At 71.0% G+C, this 15,985-nt stretch carries 20 protein-coding genes; 12 read left to right on the forward strand and 8 right to left on the reverse strand.

All coding sequences use genetic code 11. The annotated features are described in order from the left end of the window. Positions 1-544 precede the first annotated feature (544 nt). The 3 genes from ACFC1X_RS30575 (at position 545) to ACFC1X_RS30585 (ending at position 2,444) form a co-directional block, all read left to right on the forward strand. Positions 545-1,414 (forward strand): GyrI-like domain-containing protein, encoded by an 870-nt coding sequence (locus ACFC1X_RS30575; RefSeq protein WP_376359675.1) that lies wholly within the window; start codon positions 545-547, stop codon positions 1,412-1,414. A 97-nt stretch (positions 1,415-1,511) separates the two neighbouring features. Further along, entirely contained in the window at positions 1,512-1,781 is a 270-nt protein-coding gene (locus ACFC1X_RS30580; RefSeq protein ID WP_376359677.1) for a DUF1905 domain-containing protein, read from the forward strand. A gap of 60 nt (positions 1,782-1,841) precedes the next feature. After that, the gene (locus ACFC1X_RS30585) at positions 1,842-2,444 is read left to right on the forward strand and encodes a hypothetical protein (protein ID WP_376359679.1); all 603 of its coding nucleotides are present in this window, start codon (positions 1,842-1,844) and stop codon (positions 2,442-2,444) included. An 88-nt stretch (positions 2,445-2,532) separates the two neighbouring features. Here the strand turns inward: ACFC1X_RS30585 and ACFC1X_RS30590 are convergent, their stop codons facing one another. Then, positions 2,533-2,985 (reverse strand): MerR family transcriptional regulator, encoded by a 453-nt coding sequence (locus ACFC1X_RS30590; protein ID WP_376359682.1) that lies wholly within the window; start codon positions 2,983-2,985, stop codon positions 2,533-2,535. 94 nt (positions 2,986-3,079) lie between these two features. Between ACFC1X_RS30590 and ACFC1X_RS30595 the strand changes: the two genes are divergently transcribed. The 3 genes from ACFC1X_RS30595 to ACFC1X_RS30605 all read left to right on the forward strand — a co-directional run bounded on the left by ACFC1X_RS30595 (position 3,080) and on the right by ACFC1X_RS30605 (position 5,101). After that, entirely contained in the window at positions 3,080-3,907 is an 828-nt protein-coding gene (locus tag ACFC1X_RS30595; protein WP_376359685.1) for an oxidoreductase, read from the forward strand. 208 nt (positions 3,908-4,115) lie between these two features. Continuing rightward, the gene (locus ACFC1X_RS30600; protein ID WP_376359687.1) at positions 4,116-4,529 is read left to right on the forward strand and encodes a hypothetical protein; all 414 of its coding nucleotides are present in this window, start codon (positions 4,116-4,118) and stop codon (positions 4,527-4,529) included. 128 nt (positions 4,530-4,657) lie between these two features. Then, positions 4,658-5,101, forward strand: coding sequence for a DUF6234 family protein (locus tag ACFC1X_RS30605; RefSeq protein ID WP_376359690.1), 444 nt, complete (start codon positions 4,658-4,660; stop codon positions 5,099-5,101). Positions 5,102-5,202: 101 nt separating this feature from the next. Here the strand turns inward: ACFC1X_RS30605 and ACFC1X_RS30610 are convergent, their stop codons facing one another. Then, complete coding sequence (locus tag ACFC1X_RS30610) at positions 5,203-6,000, reverse strand: GntR family transcriptional regulator (protein ID WP_376359693.1); 798 nt, start codon at positions 5,998-6,000, stop codon at positions 5,203-5,205. 89 nt (positions 6,001-6,089) lie between these two features. On the opposite strand from ACFC1X_RS30610, the gene ACFC1X_RS30615 reads away from it, so the two are divergent. Further along, the gene (locus ACFC1X_RS30615; RefSeq protein ID WP_376359882.1) at positions 6,090-6,485 is read left to right on the forward strand and encodes an ATP-binding protein; all 396 of its coding nucleotides are present in this window, start codon (positions 6,090-6,092) and stop codon (positions 6,483-6,485) included. 128 nt (positions 6,486-6,613) lie between these two features. Continuing rightward, positions 6,614-6,979, forward strand: coding sequence for a VOC family protein (locus ACFC1X_RS30620; RefSeq protein WP_376359696.1), 366 nt, complete (start codon positions 6,614-6,616; stop codon positions 6,977-6,979). Positions 6,980-7,061: 82 nt separating this feature from the next. Here ACFC1X_RS30620 and ACFC1X_RS30625 read toward each other — a convergent pair whose 3' ends face one another. Beyond that, positions 7,062-7,823 (reverse strand): phosphoglyceromutase, encoded by a 762-nt coding sequence (locus tag ACFC1X_RS30625; protein ID WP_122621099.1) that lies wholly within the window; start codon positions 7,821-7,823, stop codon positions 7,062-7,064. Positions 7,824-7,975: 152 nt separating this feature from the next. Between ACFC1X_RS30625 and ACFC1X_RS30630 the strand changes: the two genes are divergently transcribed. Beyond that, complete coding sequence (locus tag ACFC1X_RS30630) at positions 7,976-9,259, forward strand: MDR family MFS transporter (RefSeq protein WP_376359699.1); 1,284 nt, start codon at positions 7,976-7,978, stop codon at positions 9,257-9,259. Positions 9,260-9,290: 31 nt separating this feature from the next. Here the strand turns inward: ACFC1X_RS30630 and ACFC1X_RS30635 are convergent, their stop codons facing one another. Further along, a complete protein-coding gene (locus ACFC1X_RS30635; RefSeq protein ID WP_376359702.1) occupies positions 9,291-9,749 on the reverse strand; it encodes a DUF2000 family protein in 459 nt (152 codons plus the stop codon). Between the two features lie 49 nt (positions 9,750-9,798). On the opposite strand from ACFC1X_RS30635, the gene ACFC1X_RS30640 reads away from it, so the two are divergent. After that, positions 9,799-10,635, forward strand: a complete 837-nt coding sequence (locus ACFC1X_RS30640) for an AraC family transcriptional regulator (protein WP_376359705.1) — start codon at positions 9,799-9,801, stop codon at positions 10,633-10,635. A gap of 21 nt (positions 10,636-10,656) precedes the next feature. Here the strand turns inward: ACFC1X_RS30640 and ACFC1X_RS30645 are convergent, their stop codons facing one another. The 4 genes from ACFC1X_RS30645 to ACFC1X_RS30660 all read right to left on the reverse strand — a co-directional run bounded on the left by ACFC1X_RS30645 (position 10,657) and on the right by ACFC1X_RS30660 (position 13,638). Then, on the reverse strand, positions 10,657-11,160 hold the full coding sequence (locus tag ACFC1X_RS30645) for a YbjN domain-containing protein (protein ID WP_376359708.1): 504 nt from the start codon (positions 11,158-11,160) through the stop codon (positions 10,657-10,659). Then, complete coding sequence (gene mshA / locus ACFC1X_RS30650; RefSeq protein WP_376359711.1) at positions 11,153-12,526, reverse strand: D-inositol-3-phosphate glycosyltransferase; 1,374 nt, start codon at positions 12,524-12,526, stop codon at positions 11,153-11,155. The genes ACFC1X_RS30645 and mshA overlap by 8 nt, the downstream gene beginning before the upstream one ends. A 175-nt stretch (positions 12,527-12,701) precedes the next feature. Beyond that, complete coding sequence (locus ACFC1X_RS30655) at positions 12,702-13,223, reverse strand: TetR/AcrR family transcriptional regulator (protein WP_376359714.1); 522 nt, start codon at positions 13,221-13,223, stop codon at positions 12,702-12,704. Next, positions 13,216-13,638: a DUF4260 family protein gene (locus ACFC1X_RS30660; protein WP_376359717.1), complete on the reverse strand. Its 423-nt coding sequence runs from the start codon at positions 13,636-13,638 to the stop codon at positions 13,216-13,218. Before ACFC1X_RS30660 ends, ACFC1X_RS30655 begins: the two co-directional genes overlap by 8 nt. Before the next feature lie 142 nt (positions 13,639-13,780). On the opposite strand from ACFC1X_RS30660, the gene ACFC1X_RS30665 reads away from it, so the two are divergent. Together ACFC1X_RS30665 and ACFC1X_RS30670 are read left to right on the forward strand one after the other, a co-directional pair. After that, the gene (locus ACFC1X_RS30665; protein WP_376359720.1) at positions 13,781-14,593 is read left to right on the forward strand and encodes a class I SAM-dependent methyltransferase; all 813 of its coding nucleotides are present in this window, start codon (positions 13,781-13,783) and stop codon (positions 14,591-14,593) included. A 179-nt stretch (positions 14,594-14,772) separates the two neighbouring features. Beyond that, positions 14,773-15,876, forward strand: a complete 1,104-nt coding sequence (locus tag ACFC1X_RS30670) for an NlpC/P60 family protein (protein WP_376359723.1) — start codon at positions 14,773-14,775, stop codon at positions 15,874-15,876. Positions 15,877-15,985 lie beyond the last annotated feature (109 nt).

Genomic DNA, 15,985 nt, shown 5'->3' on the forward strand with positions numbered 1-15,985 from the left:
CGGCCCCTTCTGCGCTCGCACGTCACTCCCGCGATAGCTCCTGCACACCTGGATTCCAGCCCCGGCCCGGGGGCGGGCACCAGGGCCGCGGGGGCAGGCTCGGGGGCAGCGTCCGGTGTCCTCCGCCGACGGCAGCCGGTGACCGGAGGATGGGAGAGTGGGCCCATGACGGCACCTGAAGCGGCGGTCGTGGCAGTCGACGAGCTCGAGGAACTCGCGGTGGACGCGCTGCGATGGCTGATCGGTTCGGCGCGGGAGGCCGCGGGGGGGGCGGCCTCACCAGGCCCGAACGCCCTTCGGACGACGAGCCCGACCCGACGCTCTACAGCGGTACGGCGCCCTCCGCTTCGTACGCCTGACCCGAGGCGGCGATCCGCGGTATGCGTTCACGTGGCCGGACCAGCCCGCGGTACCGGCGTAGGCGCGAGGACGTCTGCTTCCCCCTGCCCCTCCCCCCTCTCCCCTCCCCCCGATCGAAGCGGACCGCAACGATCGGGCGGAGCGGGACCGCCCCCTGCCACGGTTGACGCGGAAGGGAGGTCCCGTGATCTCGGAACTGAACAGACTCATCGATCTCGTCGAGGAGCACCTCACCGAGGAGCTCGACGTACCCGCGCTGGCCGGAACGCTCGGCACGACCGAGTACCACCTGCGCCGGATGTTCTCGTCGCTGGCGGGCATGCCGCTGTCGGAGTACGTCCGCCGGCGCCGCATGACGGTCGCCGCCGCCGACGTCGTACGGGGCGAGGACGACCTGCTGAGCATCGCCGTCCGCCACGGATACGGCTCGACGGAGGCGTTCGGACGCGCGTTCCGGGCGGTGCACGGCGCCGCCCCGCGCGAGGTACGCCGCGCCGGAGGCCCCCTTCAGTCACAACCGCAGCTCAGGTTCCGCCTGACCGTCGAAGGGAGCACTCCCATGGACACCCGTTTCGCCGACCGCCCCGCGTTCCGCCTGATCGGACACGCGACCCGCGTCCCGCTCATCCACGAGGGCGTCAACCCGCACATCCAGGAGCACATCGCGGCCCTCCCCCCGCAGGAGCACGCCCGCCTCAAGTCCCTCAGCGACACCGACCCGGCCGGCCTCCTCCAGGTCTGCGACGACCTCGCCCCCGACAGCGCGGAGGGCACCGACCTGACCTACCTGCACGGCGTCGCGGTCACCCGTGACACACCGGCCCCCGACGACCTCGACGCCATCGAGGTCCCGGCCGGCATGTGGGCGGTCTTCCGCACCTCGGGCCCCCACCCGGAAACCCTCCAGACCGCCTGGGCGGCGACGGCGACCGAGTGGTTCCCCTCCAACCAATGGCGCCTGCGCCCCGGCCCCTCGCTCGTGGCCGTCCTGTCCCGCACGGAGGACTTCACGACGGCGACGTGCGAGCTGTGGCTCCCGGTGGAACCGGCGTAATCACGATCCGCCCGGCCACCGATGAGTTCGGTGGCCGGCCCCGGTCCTACCCCTGACGACGGACGCACGAAGAACTCCCGAACAGGCGGTACGGACCATGGACGCGCAATTCACCGCGACCCTGCAGAAGAGCCCGAGCAAAGGCGGCTGGACCTACGTCGTCTGGCCCGAGTCGGCCGCCTTCTTCGGCACCCACGGCCTGGTAAAGATCCGCGGCACGATCGACGGCCACCCCTTCCAGAGCTCCTTCATGGCCCTGGGCGACGGCACCCACAAACTGCCGGTGAAGGCGGAGGTGCGGAGGGCGATCGGGAAGGGGGAGGGGGATGTGGTGACTGTGCGGGTGGTGGAGCGGGTGGGGGCCTGACGCCTCCGCGGGCGCACAATTCGGATGAACACAGTCCCCGGACGGCGCTAACGTGCGGCGATGATCAGCAAACAGGGAACGCGTCTGGGGGCGCAGGCCGCACGTCGTCTTGCAGAGACGGGTCTCTACGAGTTCGAGCCGGGCCTGACGGACGCCGAGTTCGCCCGCATCGAGCGCGAGTTCCACTTCGAGTTCGCGGACGATCACCGGGCATTTCTTGCCACGGGCCTGCCGGTCAACGTCCCGCCTGAAGACGGGCAGACCTGGTCGAGGCCGTGGCCGGAGTGGCGCGGTGGTGACCTGGACAGCCTTCGCCGACAGCTCGACTGGCCGGTCGAGGGCGTGCTGCTCGCCGTCGAGCACAACGGGTACTGGAACGACGGCTGGGGCGAGCGCCCCACCGACGGAGCGGTCGCGCTGGGCAAGGCTCGACGCCATCTGACGGATGTGCCGACCCTGGTGCCCGTGTACGCCCACCGATACCTGCCCGACGGCCGGGGCAGCTTCGGTCATCCGGTGCTCTCGATCTGGCAGACCGACATCATCCACTACGGGCTGGACCTGGTCGACTACGTCCACCAGGAGTTCGACGAGGCACGGGGCGAGGTCGACGAGCGCTGGAACCCGCGCGCGACGGTTCCCTTCTGGCGGGACCTCCTCTGACTTCTGCGAATCACCACCAACCAGCCCCACCAGGGAAAGCGGAAGGGCTGGACCCCGACGGCTCCAGGATCCTCCCGGCACCGGATGATCACGCGCCCTCTGGCGGATGGCACTCCTGGCGGGTGCCGGCCTGTGCGGTGGCCGTGCGGGACGGGTTCCAGAGCTGGTCGGCCTCGCCGCGGACGAGATGGTCCTCGTAGATCCGCACCTTGGCGCGCATCACGTTGAGGATCTCTTGCAGCTCCTGGATCTGGGTCTCCACGTGGTGTTCGTGCCGGCGGAGCAGTTCCAGCCGTTCAGGTTCGTTCCCCGGGCCCTGGCGGACCAGGACGATGTACTGCCGGATCGTCGCCAGTGACATGCCGGAGGAGCGCAGCTTCGTGCAGATCGCCAGCCACTCCAGGTCTTCCTCGTGATAGATCCGGCGGCCGTTGGACAATCGGCGTACCGGGTTGGCGAACAGCCCCTCACGCTCATAGAACCGCAAAGCGTGCACGCTGAGCCCACTGCGCTGTGCCACCTCACCGATGCTCAAGTCCATGAGCGCTCCCCCCTCACACAGCTGTTGATCTAGACACGACTCTAGGTTCTAGCGTCGAGCCGTTGGCCATGGGGCGATCGGATGGTGGGAGAACATGAGCGTTTGGTTTGTCACTGGTGCCGCGCGTGGACTCGGCGCGGAGATCACTCGTGAGGCACTGAACCGCGAGCATCGCGTGATCGCGACAGCGCGGGACGCATCGGCGGTGCTACGTGCCTTCCCGGAGAAGCCGGACGGATTGCTGGCGGTGAGCGCGGACGTGACCGAACCGGGGCAGCTGGCGGCTGCGGTGGAGTCGGGCCTGACGGAGTTCGGCCGGATCGACGTCGTGGTCAACAACGCCGGTCACGGCCTGGTGGGCGCGATCGAGGAGACCTCCGACAACGCTGCCCGGGCACTGTTCGACGTCAACGTCTTCGGCGTGCTCAACACCTTGCGGGCGACCCTGCCCACGCTGCGCGCCCAGCGATCCGGGCACGTCTTGAACATCGGCTCCGTGGGCGGCTTCGCCACTGCTCCGGCGGTGGGCCTGTACGGTGCGTCGAAGTTTGCCCTCGAGGGCATCTCCGAGGCGCTGCACGGCGAGTTGGCGCCGCTCGGCGTGCGCGTCACGATCGTGGAACCGGGCGGATTCCGCACCGACTTCCTCAGCGGCGCCAGCATCCAGGTCGAGCCGGCCGCCATTGAGGACTACGCCGTCGGCGCGGGGCCGGTCCGCGAGGCACTGGCGCGGAACGACGGCCGCCAGCCGGGGGATCCGGTGAAGGCGGCCAAGGCCGTCGTCGACGTCGCCGAGGCTGCCCAGCCGCCGCTGCGTCTGCAGTTGGGCGCGGACGCGGTCGAGCGCGTCGAGGCGAAGCTGGATCTGGTACGACGTGAACTCGACCAGTGGCGTCACGTGGCCCTCTCGACCGCCATCTGAAGCCATCCGCCGACGGGGCTGTCGTCTCGGAGGCGGGTTCCCGACCGGGTGGTCGCACCTGGTCCAGGTCCGCCTCGGGAACGGCCGCCGACTCTTCGACCGCCTCGGTGGCGATCACACACCTCCGCTACCGGGTGCGCCACCCCGAGGAGACGGCATGAAGACGACGCCGACGACAGCTCACTGCGCGAGGTGGGAACATGCCTCAATGGGGATGATCGACAGAGACAGCGAGACCGTCCAGTACGTACGCTTCCAGTCGCCTCACCGGAACAGCCGAGGCCACTTCACCGGCATCTTCGGCCTCGTCAACAACCTCGCACGGGCGGGAAGGCTCTCGGACGAGCAGGAGACCTTCCGCCGCAGCAACAACAGTTGGTACGACGCCGCGTACACCGACCCCTCAACGATCGATCCCAGCGTCTACGACGACGAGATCAATCCCGGCGCGGCGGCGTGGTTCAAGCCGTCGGCGTCCCAACTCCTCGCCCGCATCCCCGGCTACCTGGAAATTCTGTCCGCACACGGCGTCGCCTGCCGGGCTCTGCGTTCGGCGGACCCGGGGCGGGTCATCTACGAGGACGACGTACAGATCGTGGTCGTGCCGCACGCCCAGAAGTGACGCCTGGCAGCGCGATCGTTCGAAGGCGGGGCGTGGGCCTGTCCGGCGGGAGCTCAGCTCGGCCACGACTCGGTCTCGGCGTGGTGAACCGTGGCGCAGTGCCCGGCGGGACACGCGAGCGTGTGACCATGCGATTCGAGCCGAGTTCGCCTGCACCGCACTCCCCAAGGGACGGCTGCCGCACCGGACGGCCCTCGGACGCGAAGGGGGACGGGTTCGAGGCCGGCTGCATAAGCCTGATACTGCTGCTCATCGAAATCCCGGTCGCCCTCCTGCTGGGGCTGACGGCGGTCCTCAGTGGATGGGGCCGTCCGGGCGAGCAAGCCAGAGCACTCCCGATGGACTGGGCTCCCATCCTCCTGCTCGGCGGGTTCACCGTGACCGTGCTCGTGATCGGCGTGCTCTTCCTGCGCTCGGCACATCCCTTCGCGGGAGCGGTCCAGTTGCTCATAGCAGCCGTGGCCTTGGTTTTCACGATCGCTGCTTGGCACGACCAGTACGAGCGTGCGCACCCATCTCCCCCACCGACGAAGTCCGGGATGCCGCACGCTCCTCCGCAGACCGACCTGTAGAGCGCGCGCCGGCGGAATGCAGCGACGGACACAGCCCCCGTGAGCCGCCACGAACAGCGCACCCGCTCCCCAGGGACTTGAGCCTGCGCAGAAGGACCGACTCAGTCGTTGGCCGACGCGTCGGTCGAGGCAGCTCTCGGGCCGGAGTCGAAGTCGTACTCCAGGACGTACGAAGCGGCGTCCAGGGTCATCTCGTTGACCTCGACCGCGCGGCCGTCGTCCGTGAACGCGGTGCGGCAGATAAGGATGACCGGAGTGCCCGGGGAGATTTCCAACTGGGCCGCCTCGTCCTTCGACGGCATGCGTGAGCGGACCTCTTCACGGAAATGCACCGGTTCGTGGCCGAGTTCGGCGAGCCTGGCGTACGCCCCGCCCGGTCCGGTGTCCTCCTCGGTGATCCGGGATCCGGCAACCAGTGACATGGGGAGATAGCTCGTCGCGAGCAGGACCGGCTTGTTGTCGAGGACGAAGCGCCTGCGCCTCACGCACGCCGTGTCCTCGTCGGCCAGATTCAGGACCGCGCTGACGCGTTCCGGCGGCGCTTCCTCGGACACCGTGATCCGGTCGACCTCAAGTGCGCGGTCCTCGACGTCTGCCGACCAGACGGAGCGGCCATTCCCCCACTGGTCGCGGGCCAGTCGGTCGATGCCTCGGCGTCGGATGGGGCGGAATTCGCGGACGAAGACGCCGGCGCCCTTGCGGGCCTCGGCGAGGCCTTCGTCCCGGAGAACACTCAGGGCCTGCCGGGCCGTCATGCGGGCCACGCCGTACGTGTCCATGAGGTCGTTCTCGCCCGGGAGCCGATCACCGGGACCGTAGTCGCCCGCCTCGATCGCCTCGCGCAGGGAGTCCGCGATCCGCTGGTACTTGGGCCGACGGTCGTCGTCGGTCTTGGCCATCCCGGGATCCTCCTCGCTCACCTCTCTAGACACCTTAGGTCAGGGGTCGCGTGTCCGCGCTTCGTCGGAGTGACAGTCCACCACCCTTCCTGACATCTCTAGAGGCCTTGATCCCGACTCCGGAGTCCGTCCCCCGAGCCCGTCGCTGGTTCCGGAGGTTCATCGCCCCGTATGAACCACGCTGCTCGATCGACGACTGCGTGCTGATGCTCTCGGAGCTCGTGACCAACGCGATTCTCTACGGGAGTACGGAGTACGCATGGCTCGCACGGGTCGAGTGGTTCCGTGACGGGACCTCCCTGCGCGTAGAGGTGCACAACCCGGGCCTTCCGGCGAACGTACGCCTCCGCCGACCGGACGCCGGCGACGCCCATGGGCGAGGGCTGCTCCTGGTCGACTCCATCGCCGCGTCCTGGCACTCCGGCCCGAGCCGCTTCGGAGGAACGGCCGTCTCCTTCGTGATGGCCGAGGCCTGGCTCTCGTGAGGGAGGGAACGCATCCGCGTCCTCCCTAGGAATCCGTGCAGGGTGTGTCCCGCCGTGCTTGACTGGGCTTCTCGACAGCGGGTTGAAAAACCTGCGACAAGTCCTGTGCATCAATGCAGAGTTGGCTCATGTTGGATCACATAGCCATTCAGGTGCACGACATCGCCGCCAGTGCCGCCTTCTACGACGCCGCGCTCGCCCCGCTGGGTGGCGAGCGGAAGAAGCAGTTCGGCGAGAACATCAGCTTCGGCGTAACGGGCCACCCGTTGTGGCTCGTCCCCGCGACCGACGCCGCGCCGGCGCGGGAACTGCACATCGCGTTCGTCGCGGCCGACCGCGCCGCCGTAGACGCTTTCTACGCGGCCGCTCTCGCGGTAGGTGCCGAGAGCCTGCACGCGCCCCGGCTCTGGCCGGAATATCACGAGTCCTACTACGGCGCATTTGTTCGCGATCCCGACGGGAACAACGTCGAGGCAGTCTGTCATCTGCCCTGAAGCCGTTCCAGGGAGGTTCCCAGCGCATGAAAATGCCCCTGCCCCGCGCTTCCCGCGCAGGTCAGGGGCGTGATCACGTCTGCTACTTCTTCTTCCCCTGGTTCTTGACCGCCTCGATCGCAGCCGCAGCCGCGTCCGGGTCCAGGTATGTCCCGCCCGGGTTCAGCGGCTTGAACTCGGCGTCGAGTTCGTAGGACAGCGGGATGCCGGTCGGGATGTTCAGGCCCGCGATGTCGGCGTCGGAGATGCCGTCGAGGTGCTTGACGAGGGCGCGGAGGGAGTTGCCGTGGGCGGCGACCAGGACCGTGCGGCCGGTGAGGAGGTCGGGGACGATCGCGTCGAACCAGTACGGGAGCATGCGGACGACGACGTCCTTCAGGCACTCCGTCTGCGGGCGCAGCTCCGGCGGGAGGGTCGCGTAGCGGGCGTCGTCGAACTGGGAGTACTCGGCGTCGCGGTCCAGCGGGGGCGGCGGGGTGTCGTAGGAGCGGCGCCACAGCATGAACTGCTCCTCGCCGAACTCCGCGAGGGTCTGCGCCTTGTCCTTGCCCTGGAGGGCGCCGTAGTGGCGCTCGTTCAGGCGCCAGTGGCGGTGGACCGGGATCCAGTGGCGGTCGGCGGCCTCCAGCGCGAGCTGGGCCGTGCGGATCGCGCGCTTCTGGACGGACGTGTGCAGCACGTCGGGCAGCAGGCCGGCGTCCTTGAGCAGCTCGCCGCCGCGCGTCGCCTCCTTCTCGCCCTTCGGGGTGAGGTTGACGTCCACCCAGCCGGTGAACAGGTTCTTCTCGTTCCACTCGCTCTCGCCGTGGCGGAGGAGGATCAGCTTGTACGGTGCGTCGGCCATGGCTCCGAGCGTAATCGAACCCTCCGGCCACCCGCGCGGGGCGCCCGCTGGGCGGACGGTTGACGGGAAGTGTTAATCCGGTGGCCTCCGGCGACCCCGAGTTCGTAAGTTGTGCGTGCCGCTCCAGCCGCTTACACATCCACGGGGGTCCCATGTCCGTCGCCGGGCTCAGACGTGCCGCACGGGAGACCGTCTCCGGGCTCCCCCGCGAGTTCTGGTGGCTGTGGACCAGCACCCTGGTCAACCGGCTCGGTGCCTTCGTCGCCACCTTCATGGCGCTGTACCTGACCATCGACCGCGGCTACTCCGCCTCGTACGCCGGTCTGGTCGCCGCCCTGCACGGGCTCGGCGGGGTCGTGTCCTCGTTGGGCGCCGGGGTGATGACCGACCGGCTCGGGCGGCGGCCCACGCTGCTGGTCGCGCAGACCTCGACCGCCCTGTCCGTCGCCGCGCTCGGCTTCGTGCACCACCCCGTCGCCATCGCCGCCGTCGCGTTCCTGGTCGGCATGGCCAGCAACGCCTCCCGGCCCGCCGTGCAGGCGATGATGGCGGACATCGTGCGGCCCGAGGACCGTATCCGCGCCTTCTCGCTCAACTACTGGGCGATCAACCTCGGCTTCGCCATCTCCTCGATGGCGGCCGGGTTCATCGCCGAGGTCAGCTATCTCGCCGGATTCATGATCGAGGCGGGGATGACCCTGGTCTGCGCCGTCCTCGTTTTCGTGAAGCTGCCCGAGTCACGGCCGCAGCCGCAGGGGGGCGCCGACGCCTCCGGCAAGGACGCGGCCGTCTCGCTCGGGACCGTACTGCGCGACGGGCGGTACATGAGCGTCGTCGGGCTGTCGTTCCTGGTCGCCGTGATCTTCCAGCAGGGGTACCTCGGGCTGCCGGTCGCCATGGGCGAGGCCGGGTTCACGCCCGCGGACTTCGGCATGGCGATCGCCGTCAACGGCGTCCTGATCGTCGTACTCCAGATTCCCGTCACCCGGTTCATCGAGCACCGCGATCCGCGGCTGCTGCTCGTCGCCTCGTCCCTGCTGGCCGGGTACGGCTTCGGGCTCACCGCCTTCGCCGGGTCGGTCGGCGTCTTCGCGCTCACCGTGTGCGTGTGGACGCTCGCCGAGATCGTCAACGCGCCGACGCAGACCGGGCTCGTCGTCCGCCTCTCCCCGGTGCACGGGCGCGGCCGCTACCAGGGCATGTACACCATGTCCTGGGCCGTCGCCTCGCTCGTCGCCCCGCTGATGTCCGGTTTCGTCATCGACCGCTGGGGCGCCGAGTGGCTCTGGGGCATCTGCGCCGTCGTCGGCACGGTGGCGGCGGGCGGGTACTGGGCGCTGATGCGGGGGCTGCCGACGGAGGAGGCGGAGGCGGAGGTGGCCGCGGCCGCAGCCGCAACGCCCTCGCCCGCGAAGCCCGAGGTCAGCGCCGCCTGACCGGCACCACCCCACCCCGTCCGCCCCGCCCTCACGGATGCATCCGCGCCCCCTTCAGCACCTTGTCCACCGCGTTCTTCGGCCCGTACACCGCGAGTCCCACCAGGTCCAGCTCCGCCGTGGGCACGGCCCGTACCGCCGCGCGGTTGTCGCGGTCGTTGCCCGTGGCGAAGAGGTCGGACGTGAAGAGCGCGCGGGGCAGGGCGCGCGACAGCACGCGCGCGTGGGCGTTCGTCAGCGTCTCCTTCGTGCCCTCGAAGACCAGCACCGGCTGGCGGAACATCGGCAGGTAGCCGACGGCGTCCGCGTCCTCGTACGGCTCCCCGATCACCTCGGGGAACTCCTTGCCCAGGCCGCTGACCAGGAAGGCCGTGACGTTCAGGCGCTGCCACGTCTCCAGGTCCTCGCGGAGCAGGACGGCGATCTTGGTGTCGAAGCGGATGGGGGTCTCAGCCTCAGGAGCCTCGGGGGCTGCTTCGTGCGTGCTCATACGGTGAGACTGCCGACCCGCACCCCGCCAGGTCTTGTACGTTTTTTGCATGGCCGGCCAGCGGAACGACCAGCGGAGCGTGTCCGCCTGGCGACCCCGCGTCCCGGGCGTCGTCGAGGTCTTCCACGCCCACTACACCGAGTACGCCTACCCGATGCACGTCCACGACGCGTGGACGCTGCTGATCGTCGACGACGGCGCCGTACGGTACGACCTGGACCGCCACGAGCACGGCACCCCGCACGACACGGTGTCGCTGCTGCCGCCGCACGTGCCGCACAACGGCTCCCCCGCGACGCCGGACGGCTTCCGCAAGCGGGTCCTGTACCTGGACGCCTCCCGGCTGGGCGACGAGCTGATCGGGCCGGCCGTCGACGCCCCGGACCTGCGTGATCCGCTGCTGCGCCGGCGGGTCGGGCAGCTGCACACCGCGCTCGCCCTGCCCGGCGACGAGCTGGAGGCGGAGAGCCGGCTGACGTTCGTCGGCGAGCGGCTGCGGTCCCACCTGGTGCCCCGGCACGAGGCGGGCGCGGAGCGCCGGGACCCCGACCTCGCCCGGCGGCTGCGGGAGCTGCTGGACGAACGGGTCGTCGAGGGCATCGGCCTGGCGGAGGCGGCCGCGCTGGTGCCGGCCCATCCGGCCCACCTGGTACGGGCGTTCAGCGGCGCCTACGGCATCGCACCGCACCAGTACCTGATGTCCCGCCGGGTGGACCGGGCCCGGCGGCTGCTGCTGGCGGGACACGCCCCGGCGGACGTGGCCGGCGTCACCGGTTTCTACGACCAGGCCCATCTGACCCGGCACTTCAAGCGTCTGGTGGGCGTCACCCCGGGGCGCTACCGCAGCAGCGGCGGCGGCAGAAGCAGCAGCAGCAGCAGCCACTGACGGCGGCGCCGGCCACCGGCGTCAGTCGCCGCCGCGCTCGATCAGGTGCTGGAACGCCTCCAGGTTCCGCGTCGACTCCCCGCGCGCGGTGCGCCACTCGTACTCCTTGCGGATGGCGGACGCGAAGCCCAGCTCCAGCAGGGTGTTGAAGGCGCCGTCGGCGGCCTCCAGGACCTGTCCGAGGAGCCGGTCGATCTCGTCGGGGGTGACGGTGGCCAGGGGGAGTTTCGCGGTGACGTAGACGTCGCCGAGGCGGTCGACGGCGTAACCGACGCCGTAGAGCTTGAGGTTGCGCTCCAGCAGCCAGCGGTGGACGGCCGGTTCGTTCTCGTCGGGGTGGCGGATGACGAAGGCGTTGAGGGAGAGCGAGTGCCGGCCCAGGAGGAGGGAGACGGTCGTCGACAGCTTGCGGGTGCCGGGGAGTTTGACGACGTAGTTGCCGGGTTCCGGGCTCTCCCATTCGACGTCGGCGTCCTTGAGCGCCCCCTCGATCACCTCTGCCGTCGTCCCGCGCGCGTCAGCCATGGTGCGAGCGTACGCGACGGCGGTGGGCCTGGATCGCGGCCGTGTAGACGTCGGCCGTGGCGGCGGCGGCACTGCCCCAGCCGAAGGACTGGGCGTGCCGGGCGGCGGCGTCGCCCATCCTCGGCGTCAGCTCCGGGTTGTCGGCGAAGTCGCCCAGCACGCGCGCGTACGCGGCGGGGTCGTGGCCCTGGACGAGACGGCCGGTGAGCCCGTCCCGCACGGCGACCGGGAGGCCGCCGACCGCCGCGGCGAGCACCGGCGTGCCGGCCGCCTGGGCCTCTATGGCGACCAGGCCGAAGGACTCGCTGTAGGACGGCATGACCAGCACGGACGCTGCCCGGAACCAGTCGGCGAGCTGCTCCTGCCCGACGGGCGGGCGGAACCGTACGACGTCGGCGATGCCGAGCCGCGCGGCGAGCTTCTGCAGGCCCTCCGGCTTGGCGAGGCCGCTGCCGCTGGGGCCGCCGACGACGGGGACGACGATGCGGGAGCGCAGCTCCGGGCGCTCGTCGAGGAGTACGGCGACGGCGCGCAGGAGTACGTCCGGTGCCTTGAGGGGCTGTATGCGGCCCGCGAAGAGGGGGATCAGCGCGTCCTGGGGCAGGCCGAGGCGGGCGCGGGCGGCGGCGCGGGCGTTGCCGCCGCGGTCCGGGCCGGGGGCGGTGCCCTTGGGGAAGGGGCGGAAGCGGTCGAGGTTCACGCCGGGGTGGACGACGGCGACCTTGGCGGGGTCGGCGGCGTAGTGGCGGACGAGTTCGTCGGCCTCCTCCGCGGTGTTGGCGATGAGGCGGTCGGAGGCGGAGACGATCTGGGTCTCGCCGATGACGCGGGCGGCGGGTTCGGGGGTGTCGCCGTCGGCCAGGTTGGCGTTCTTGACCTTGGCCATGGTGTGCATGGCGTGCACGAGGGGGGCGCCCCAGCGCTGGGCGGCGAGCCAGCCGACGTGGCCGGAGAGCCAGTAGTGGGAGTGGACCAGGTCGTAGTGGCCGGGGCGGTGTCCGGCCCACGCCTGCATGACGCCGTGGGTGAAGGCGCAGAGCTGGGCGGGCAGTTCCTCCTTGGCCAGTCCCTCGTAGGGGCCCGCGTCAACGTGCCGGACGAGGACGCCGGGGGCGAGCTGGACGGACGGCGGGAGTCCCCCGGCCGTCGCGCGCGTGAAGATCTCGACCTCGATGTTGATCGCGGCGAGGCGCTGCGCCAGCTCCACGATGTACACGTTCATGCCGCCGGCGTCGCCGGTGCCGGGCTGGTGGAGCGGTGAGGTGTGCACGGAGAGCATGGCGACGCGACGGGGCCTGCGCAGCAGCCGGAGCCGCGGGGAGGCCGCCGGTGAGCGACGCCCGAGCCTGCTGACGTACTGGCTCACGAGCCACTCCTCCTCGCTGCGGGCATGCCGGTCGGAGGACACGCGCCGCCCTCCAAGGGGTGGAACACCGGACGGCGGTGCTCCATTTCCGGTTTCCCGACCTTTGCCGAATCATTACCGGCTGTCGCTCAACCGTTCGAGCGCCCCGTGCGTGCCCCCTGGGGCCGCCCGCGTCCTACGGGCACAGCGCCCCGACCCCTCGCGCCCAGGCCGCCCCCAGGTCCGCGTCGGCGGGAAACCTGCCGTGGATCTCGAGTACCACCATCCCGTGGGCGAACGCCCAGAATGAGCGGGCCAGGTCCTGGTCCCCACCGCAGACCCGCATCAGCGGCGCCGCGGCCCGGTCCTCCAGGCCGGCCGGGAGGGACGCGCGGGGCAGCGGCCGTTCGGTCATCAGGCAGTACAGGTGGGGGTGGGCCAGCGCGTAGGCCCGGTACGCCTCCGCCAGCGCCGCCAGCGAGCCGGGTTCCTTCGCCTCCGCGGCCTCCATCGCCTCGCCCGCCTCGGCGAGCGCCTGGACGATCAGCTCGGTCTCGACCGCCTCCTTGTCGGGGAAATGCTTGTACAGGGAGGGGGCCTTGATGCCGAGGCGGTCGGCGACGGCCCGCAGGGTGAGCGCGGCGGGCCCGGACTCCTCCAGGAGCGTGCGGGCGGCCGCGGCGATCTCCCGGGCCCGGGGGGACAGGCGGTCAGCCACGCTGGTAGCCCTCCTTGGTGCGCAGTCCGTAACCGAAGGCGCGATCGTACGAGATGTGCGCGAGCCACCCGCACAGCGCCGCGAACGCGGGTGCCCAGGTCACCGGCGTCACGGTGTAGAGCACCACGAGGGCGAGCGGGATCAGGGCGCGGTGGGCGGCGTTGTAGTACGGCACCGCGCGGGGCGTCAGCCGCCCCTTCTCCATGCGGGGCGCGTCGGACAGGCCGACGAGGAACGTCAGGTCGGGCGCCAGGAAGAAGGCGAAGGCGAGCAGGCCCGCGACCCAGCCGTGGTTGACGGCCTCCAGGACGGCGAACGCCGACCAGAACAGGGCGCTCAGCAGCCAGGCGGTGCGGCTGACGACTGTGCGGGCGGTGACCGTGCGGGGGGTGACCGCTGGTGCGACCGTGCTCATGAATGCCTCCCGGGGAGCGAGCATGGAGCGAGTGGGCTAACGCCGTTAGCCACCTGTCACACAGTAGAGCTAACGTCGTTAGCCAGTCAAGCCCCCGCCCGCCCGGAACCGCACCCCCACCCGGCCGCATACCCTCGTACGCATGCCACCTCCCCGCGCCCCCCGCCCCCTGGGCACGGTCACGCGCGGGACCACGAACCCGAACCGTCTGCGCCGCATGGACCGTTGGATCACGGCCACGCACGGCGCCGAACTGCGCCGCGCCGCCGACCCCGTCGCCGTCGACCTCGGCTACGGCGCCGCCCCCTGGACGGCCGTCGAGCTGCTGCAGCGCCTGCGCACCGTCGCCCCGCACGCGCGCGTGGTGGGCGTCGAGATCGACCCGGCCCGGGTGGCGGCGGCCGAACCGTACGCACGCGCGGGGCTCGTCTTCCGGCACGGCGGCTTCGAGGTGCCCGTCTCCCCGGCCCCGTCGCTGATCCGCGCGGCGAACGTGCTGCGCCAGTACGACGAGGAGGAGGTCGCCGCCGTCTGGCGGCGGCTGTGCGCGCGGCTCGCGCCGGCGTCCGAGCACTCGCGCGGAGGACTTCTGGTCGAGGGCACCTGCGACGAGATCGGGCGCCGGCACGTGTGGGTGGCGCTGGGTCCTGAGGGTCCGCGCACGGTCACCCTCGCGACCCGCCTCGGCTCCCTGGACCGCCCCTCCGACCTGGCCGAGCGGCTGCCGAAGGCGCTCATCCACCGCAACGTCCCCGGCGAGCCCGTGTACGCGTTCCTGCGCGACTTCGACCGCGCCTGGGCCGCCGCCGCGCCCTACGCGTCCTACGGCGCCCGCCAGCGCTGGATGCGCGCGGTGCGGGACCTGACGGCCGACTGGCCGGTGACGGACGGACCGGCGCGCTGGCGCCAGGGCGAAGTGACGGTGCGGTGGGAGGCGTTGGCGCCGCGCGGCTGAATCCGCCGGGCGGGAACGATCTCCGTGCGGCGTTCGTCACACACCGAGGGGAATCGTCGTACGGCGCGGCAGAAGAGGGGAAGCAGGAGGGAAGCGCGGCCTCTGTCGCTTTCCGCGCCGGCATGGCACGATCCCCCGAGCGCTATGTTACTGACGGTTAACCAGTTTGGGGGCGAGGTATGCGTACGGGGAAGCATGGCTTGATGACCGCTGCCGTGACCGTGGTCTGCGCGGTCACCGTGCTCGCGGCACCGGGCACCGCGTTCGCGGACCCCGGCCCCACACCGTCACGGGGCACGCCCAGCGCCTCCCCCGCCCCGGACCCCGGGCGCGCCAAGGACCTGGAGGCCGTACGCAAGAAGCTCGACTCGCTCTACCGCGCGGCGGCCCTGGCCACGGACGAGTACAACGCCGCCGAGGAGAAGGCCGAGAAGCAGAACGCCGAGATCGTCGAGCTGGCCAAGAAGATCGTCAAGGGCCAGGAGAAGCTGGACCGGCTCAAGGACCGCGCCGGCGCCGCGGCCCGCGCCCAGTACCGCACCGGCGGCCTGCCCGACGAGGCCAAGCTGATGCTCAGCGACGACCCGAGCGACTTCCTGGACGGCACCGGCCGGGTGCTCCAGGGCCAGCGGGCGACCAAGGGCCTGCTCGGCGAGTTGTCCCGCGCGCAGGAGGACCTGAAGACCTACGCGGCGGACGCCTCCGCCCGCTTCAAGAAGCTGGAGGCGAACCGCAAGGCCAAGGCCACCGCTCAGAAGAAGATCGAGAAGCAGATCGCGGCGGCCGAGAAGCTGGAGTCCGAGCTGGCCAAGGAGGAGAAGGAGCGCCTCGCCAAGCTGGAGCGGGAGGCCCAGGCCAAGGCCCAGACCGCGTGGCTCGACTCCGGCATCCTCAAGGACCTCGACCGCGAGGCGACCGAGCGGGGCCGGAAGGCGGTCGAGTACGCCACCGCCCAGATCGGCAAGCCGTACCAGTGGGGCGCCGAGGGCCCCACGTCCTACGACTGCTCCGGCCTGACCTCCCAGGCCTGGATCGCGGCCGGGAAGACGATCCCGCGCACCTCGCAGGAGCAGTGGAAGCAGCTGACGCGCGTCGACGTCGAGGACATGCGCCCCGGCGACCTGATCATCTACTTCGACGACGCCAGCCACGTCGGCATGTACGTCGGCGACGGCTCCGTCGTGCACGCCCCGCGCCCGGGGCGGTCGATCACGATCGCCGGAGCGGGCACGATGCCGATCCTCGGGGTGGTCCGGCCGGACCCGGCAGCACCGGATCAGTGACGCGGGCCACGCGCCCCGCGCCGGGGACGTGAAGCGGGCCACGTGACCCACCGCACGCCCGGCGCACCCCCCGCGTGACGTTCGTCATCCCCGGCCCCGGGGCGACCTG

It is taken from the genome of Streptomyces sp. NPDC056128 (genome assembly GCF_042263835.1).
Classification (GTDB): domain Bacteria; phylum Actinomycetota; class Actinomycetes; order Streptomycetales; family Streptomycetaceae; genus Streptomyces.

Excerpts from the sequence above, each read along its gene's own strand:
- ACFC1X_RS30580 (WP_376359677.1), top strand. The coding sequence starts at position 1,512 with ATGGACGCGCAATTCACCGCGACCCTGCAGAAGAGCCCGAGCAAAGGC.
- ACFC1X_RS30585 (WP_376359679.1), top strand. The coding sequence starts at position 1,842 with ATGATCAGCAAACAGGGAACGCGTCTGGGGGCGCAGGCCGCACGTCGT.
- ACFC1X_RS30590 (WP_376359682.1), bottom strand. The coding sequence starts at position 2,985 with ATGGACTTGAGCATCGGTGAGGTGGCACAGCGCAGTGGGCTCAGCGTG.
- ACFC1X_RS30595 (WP_376359685.1), top strand. The coding sequence starts at position 3,080 with ATGAGCGTTTGGTTTGTCACTGGTGCCGCGCGTGGACTCGGCGCGGAG.
- ACFC1X_RS30600 (WP_376359687.1), top strand. The coding sequence starts at position 4,116 with ATGGGGATGATCGACAGAGACAGCGAGACCGTCCAGTACGTACGCTTC.
- ACFC1X_RS30605 (WP_376359690.1), top strand. The coding sequence starts at position 4,658 with ATGCGATTCGAGCCGAGTTCGCCTGCACCGCACTCCCCAAGGGACGGC.
- ACFC1X_RS30610 (WP_376359693.1), bottom strand. The coding sequence starts at position 6,000 with ATGGCCAAGACCGACGACGACCGTCGGCCCAAGTACCAGCGGATCGCG.
- ACFC1X_RS30620 (WP_376359696.1), top strand. The coding sequence starts at position 6,614 with ATGTTGGATCACATAGCCATTCAGGTGCACGACATCGCCGCCAGTGCC.
- ACFC1X_RS30625 (WP_122621099.1), bottom strand. The coding sequence starts at position 7,823 with ATGGCCGACGCACCGTACAAGCTGATCCTCCTCCGCCACGGCGAGAGC.
- ACFC1X_RS30630 (WP_376359699.1), top strand. The coding sequence starts at position 7,976 with ATGTCCGTCGCCGGGCTCAGACGTGCCGCACGGGAGACCGTCTCCGGG.
- ACFC1X_RS30635 (WP_376359702.1), bottom strand. The coding sequence starts at position 9,749 with ATGAGCACGCACGAAGCAGCCCCCGAGGCTCCTGAGGCTGAGACCCCC.
- ACFC1X_RS30640 (WP_376359705.1), top strand. The coding sequence starts at position 9,799 with ATGGCCGGCCAGCGGAACGACCAGCGGAGCGTGTCCGCCTGGCGACCC.
- ACFC1X_RS30645 (WP_376359708.1), bottom strand. The coding sequence starts at position 11,160 with ATGGCTGACGCGCGCGGGACGACGGCAGAGGTGATCGAGGGGGCGCTC.
- ACFC1X_RS30660 (WP_376359717.1), bottom strand. The coding sequence starts at position 13,638 with ATGAGCACGGTCGCACCAGCGGTCACCCCCCGCACGGTCACCGCCCGC.
- ACFC1X_RS30665 (WP_376359720.1), top strand. The coding sequence starts at position 13,781 with ATGCCACCTCCCCGCGCCCCCCGCCCCCTGGGCACGGTCACGCGCGGG.
- ACFC1X_RS30670 (WP_376359723.1), top strand. The coding sequence starts at position 14,773 with ATGCGTACGGGGAAGCATGGCTTGATGACCGCTGCCGTGACCGTGGTC.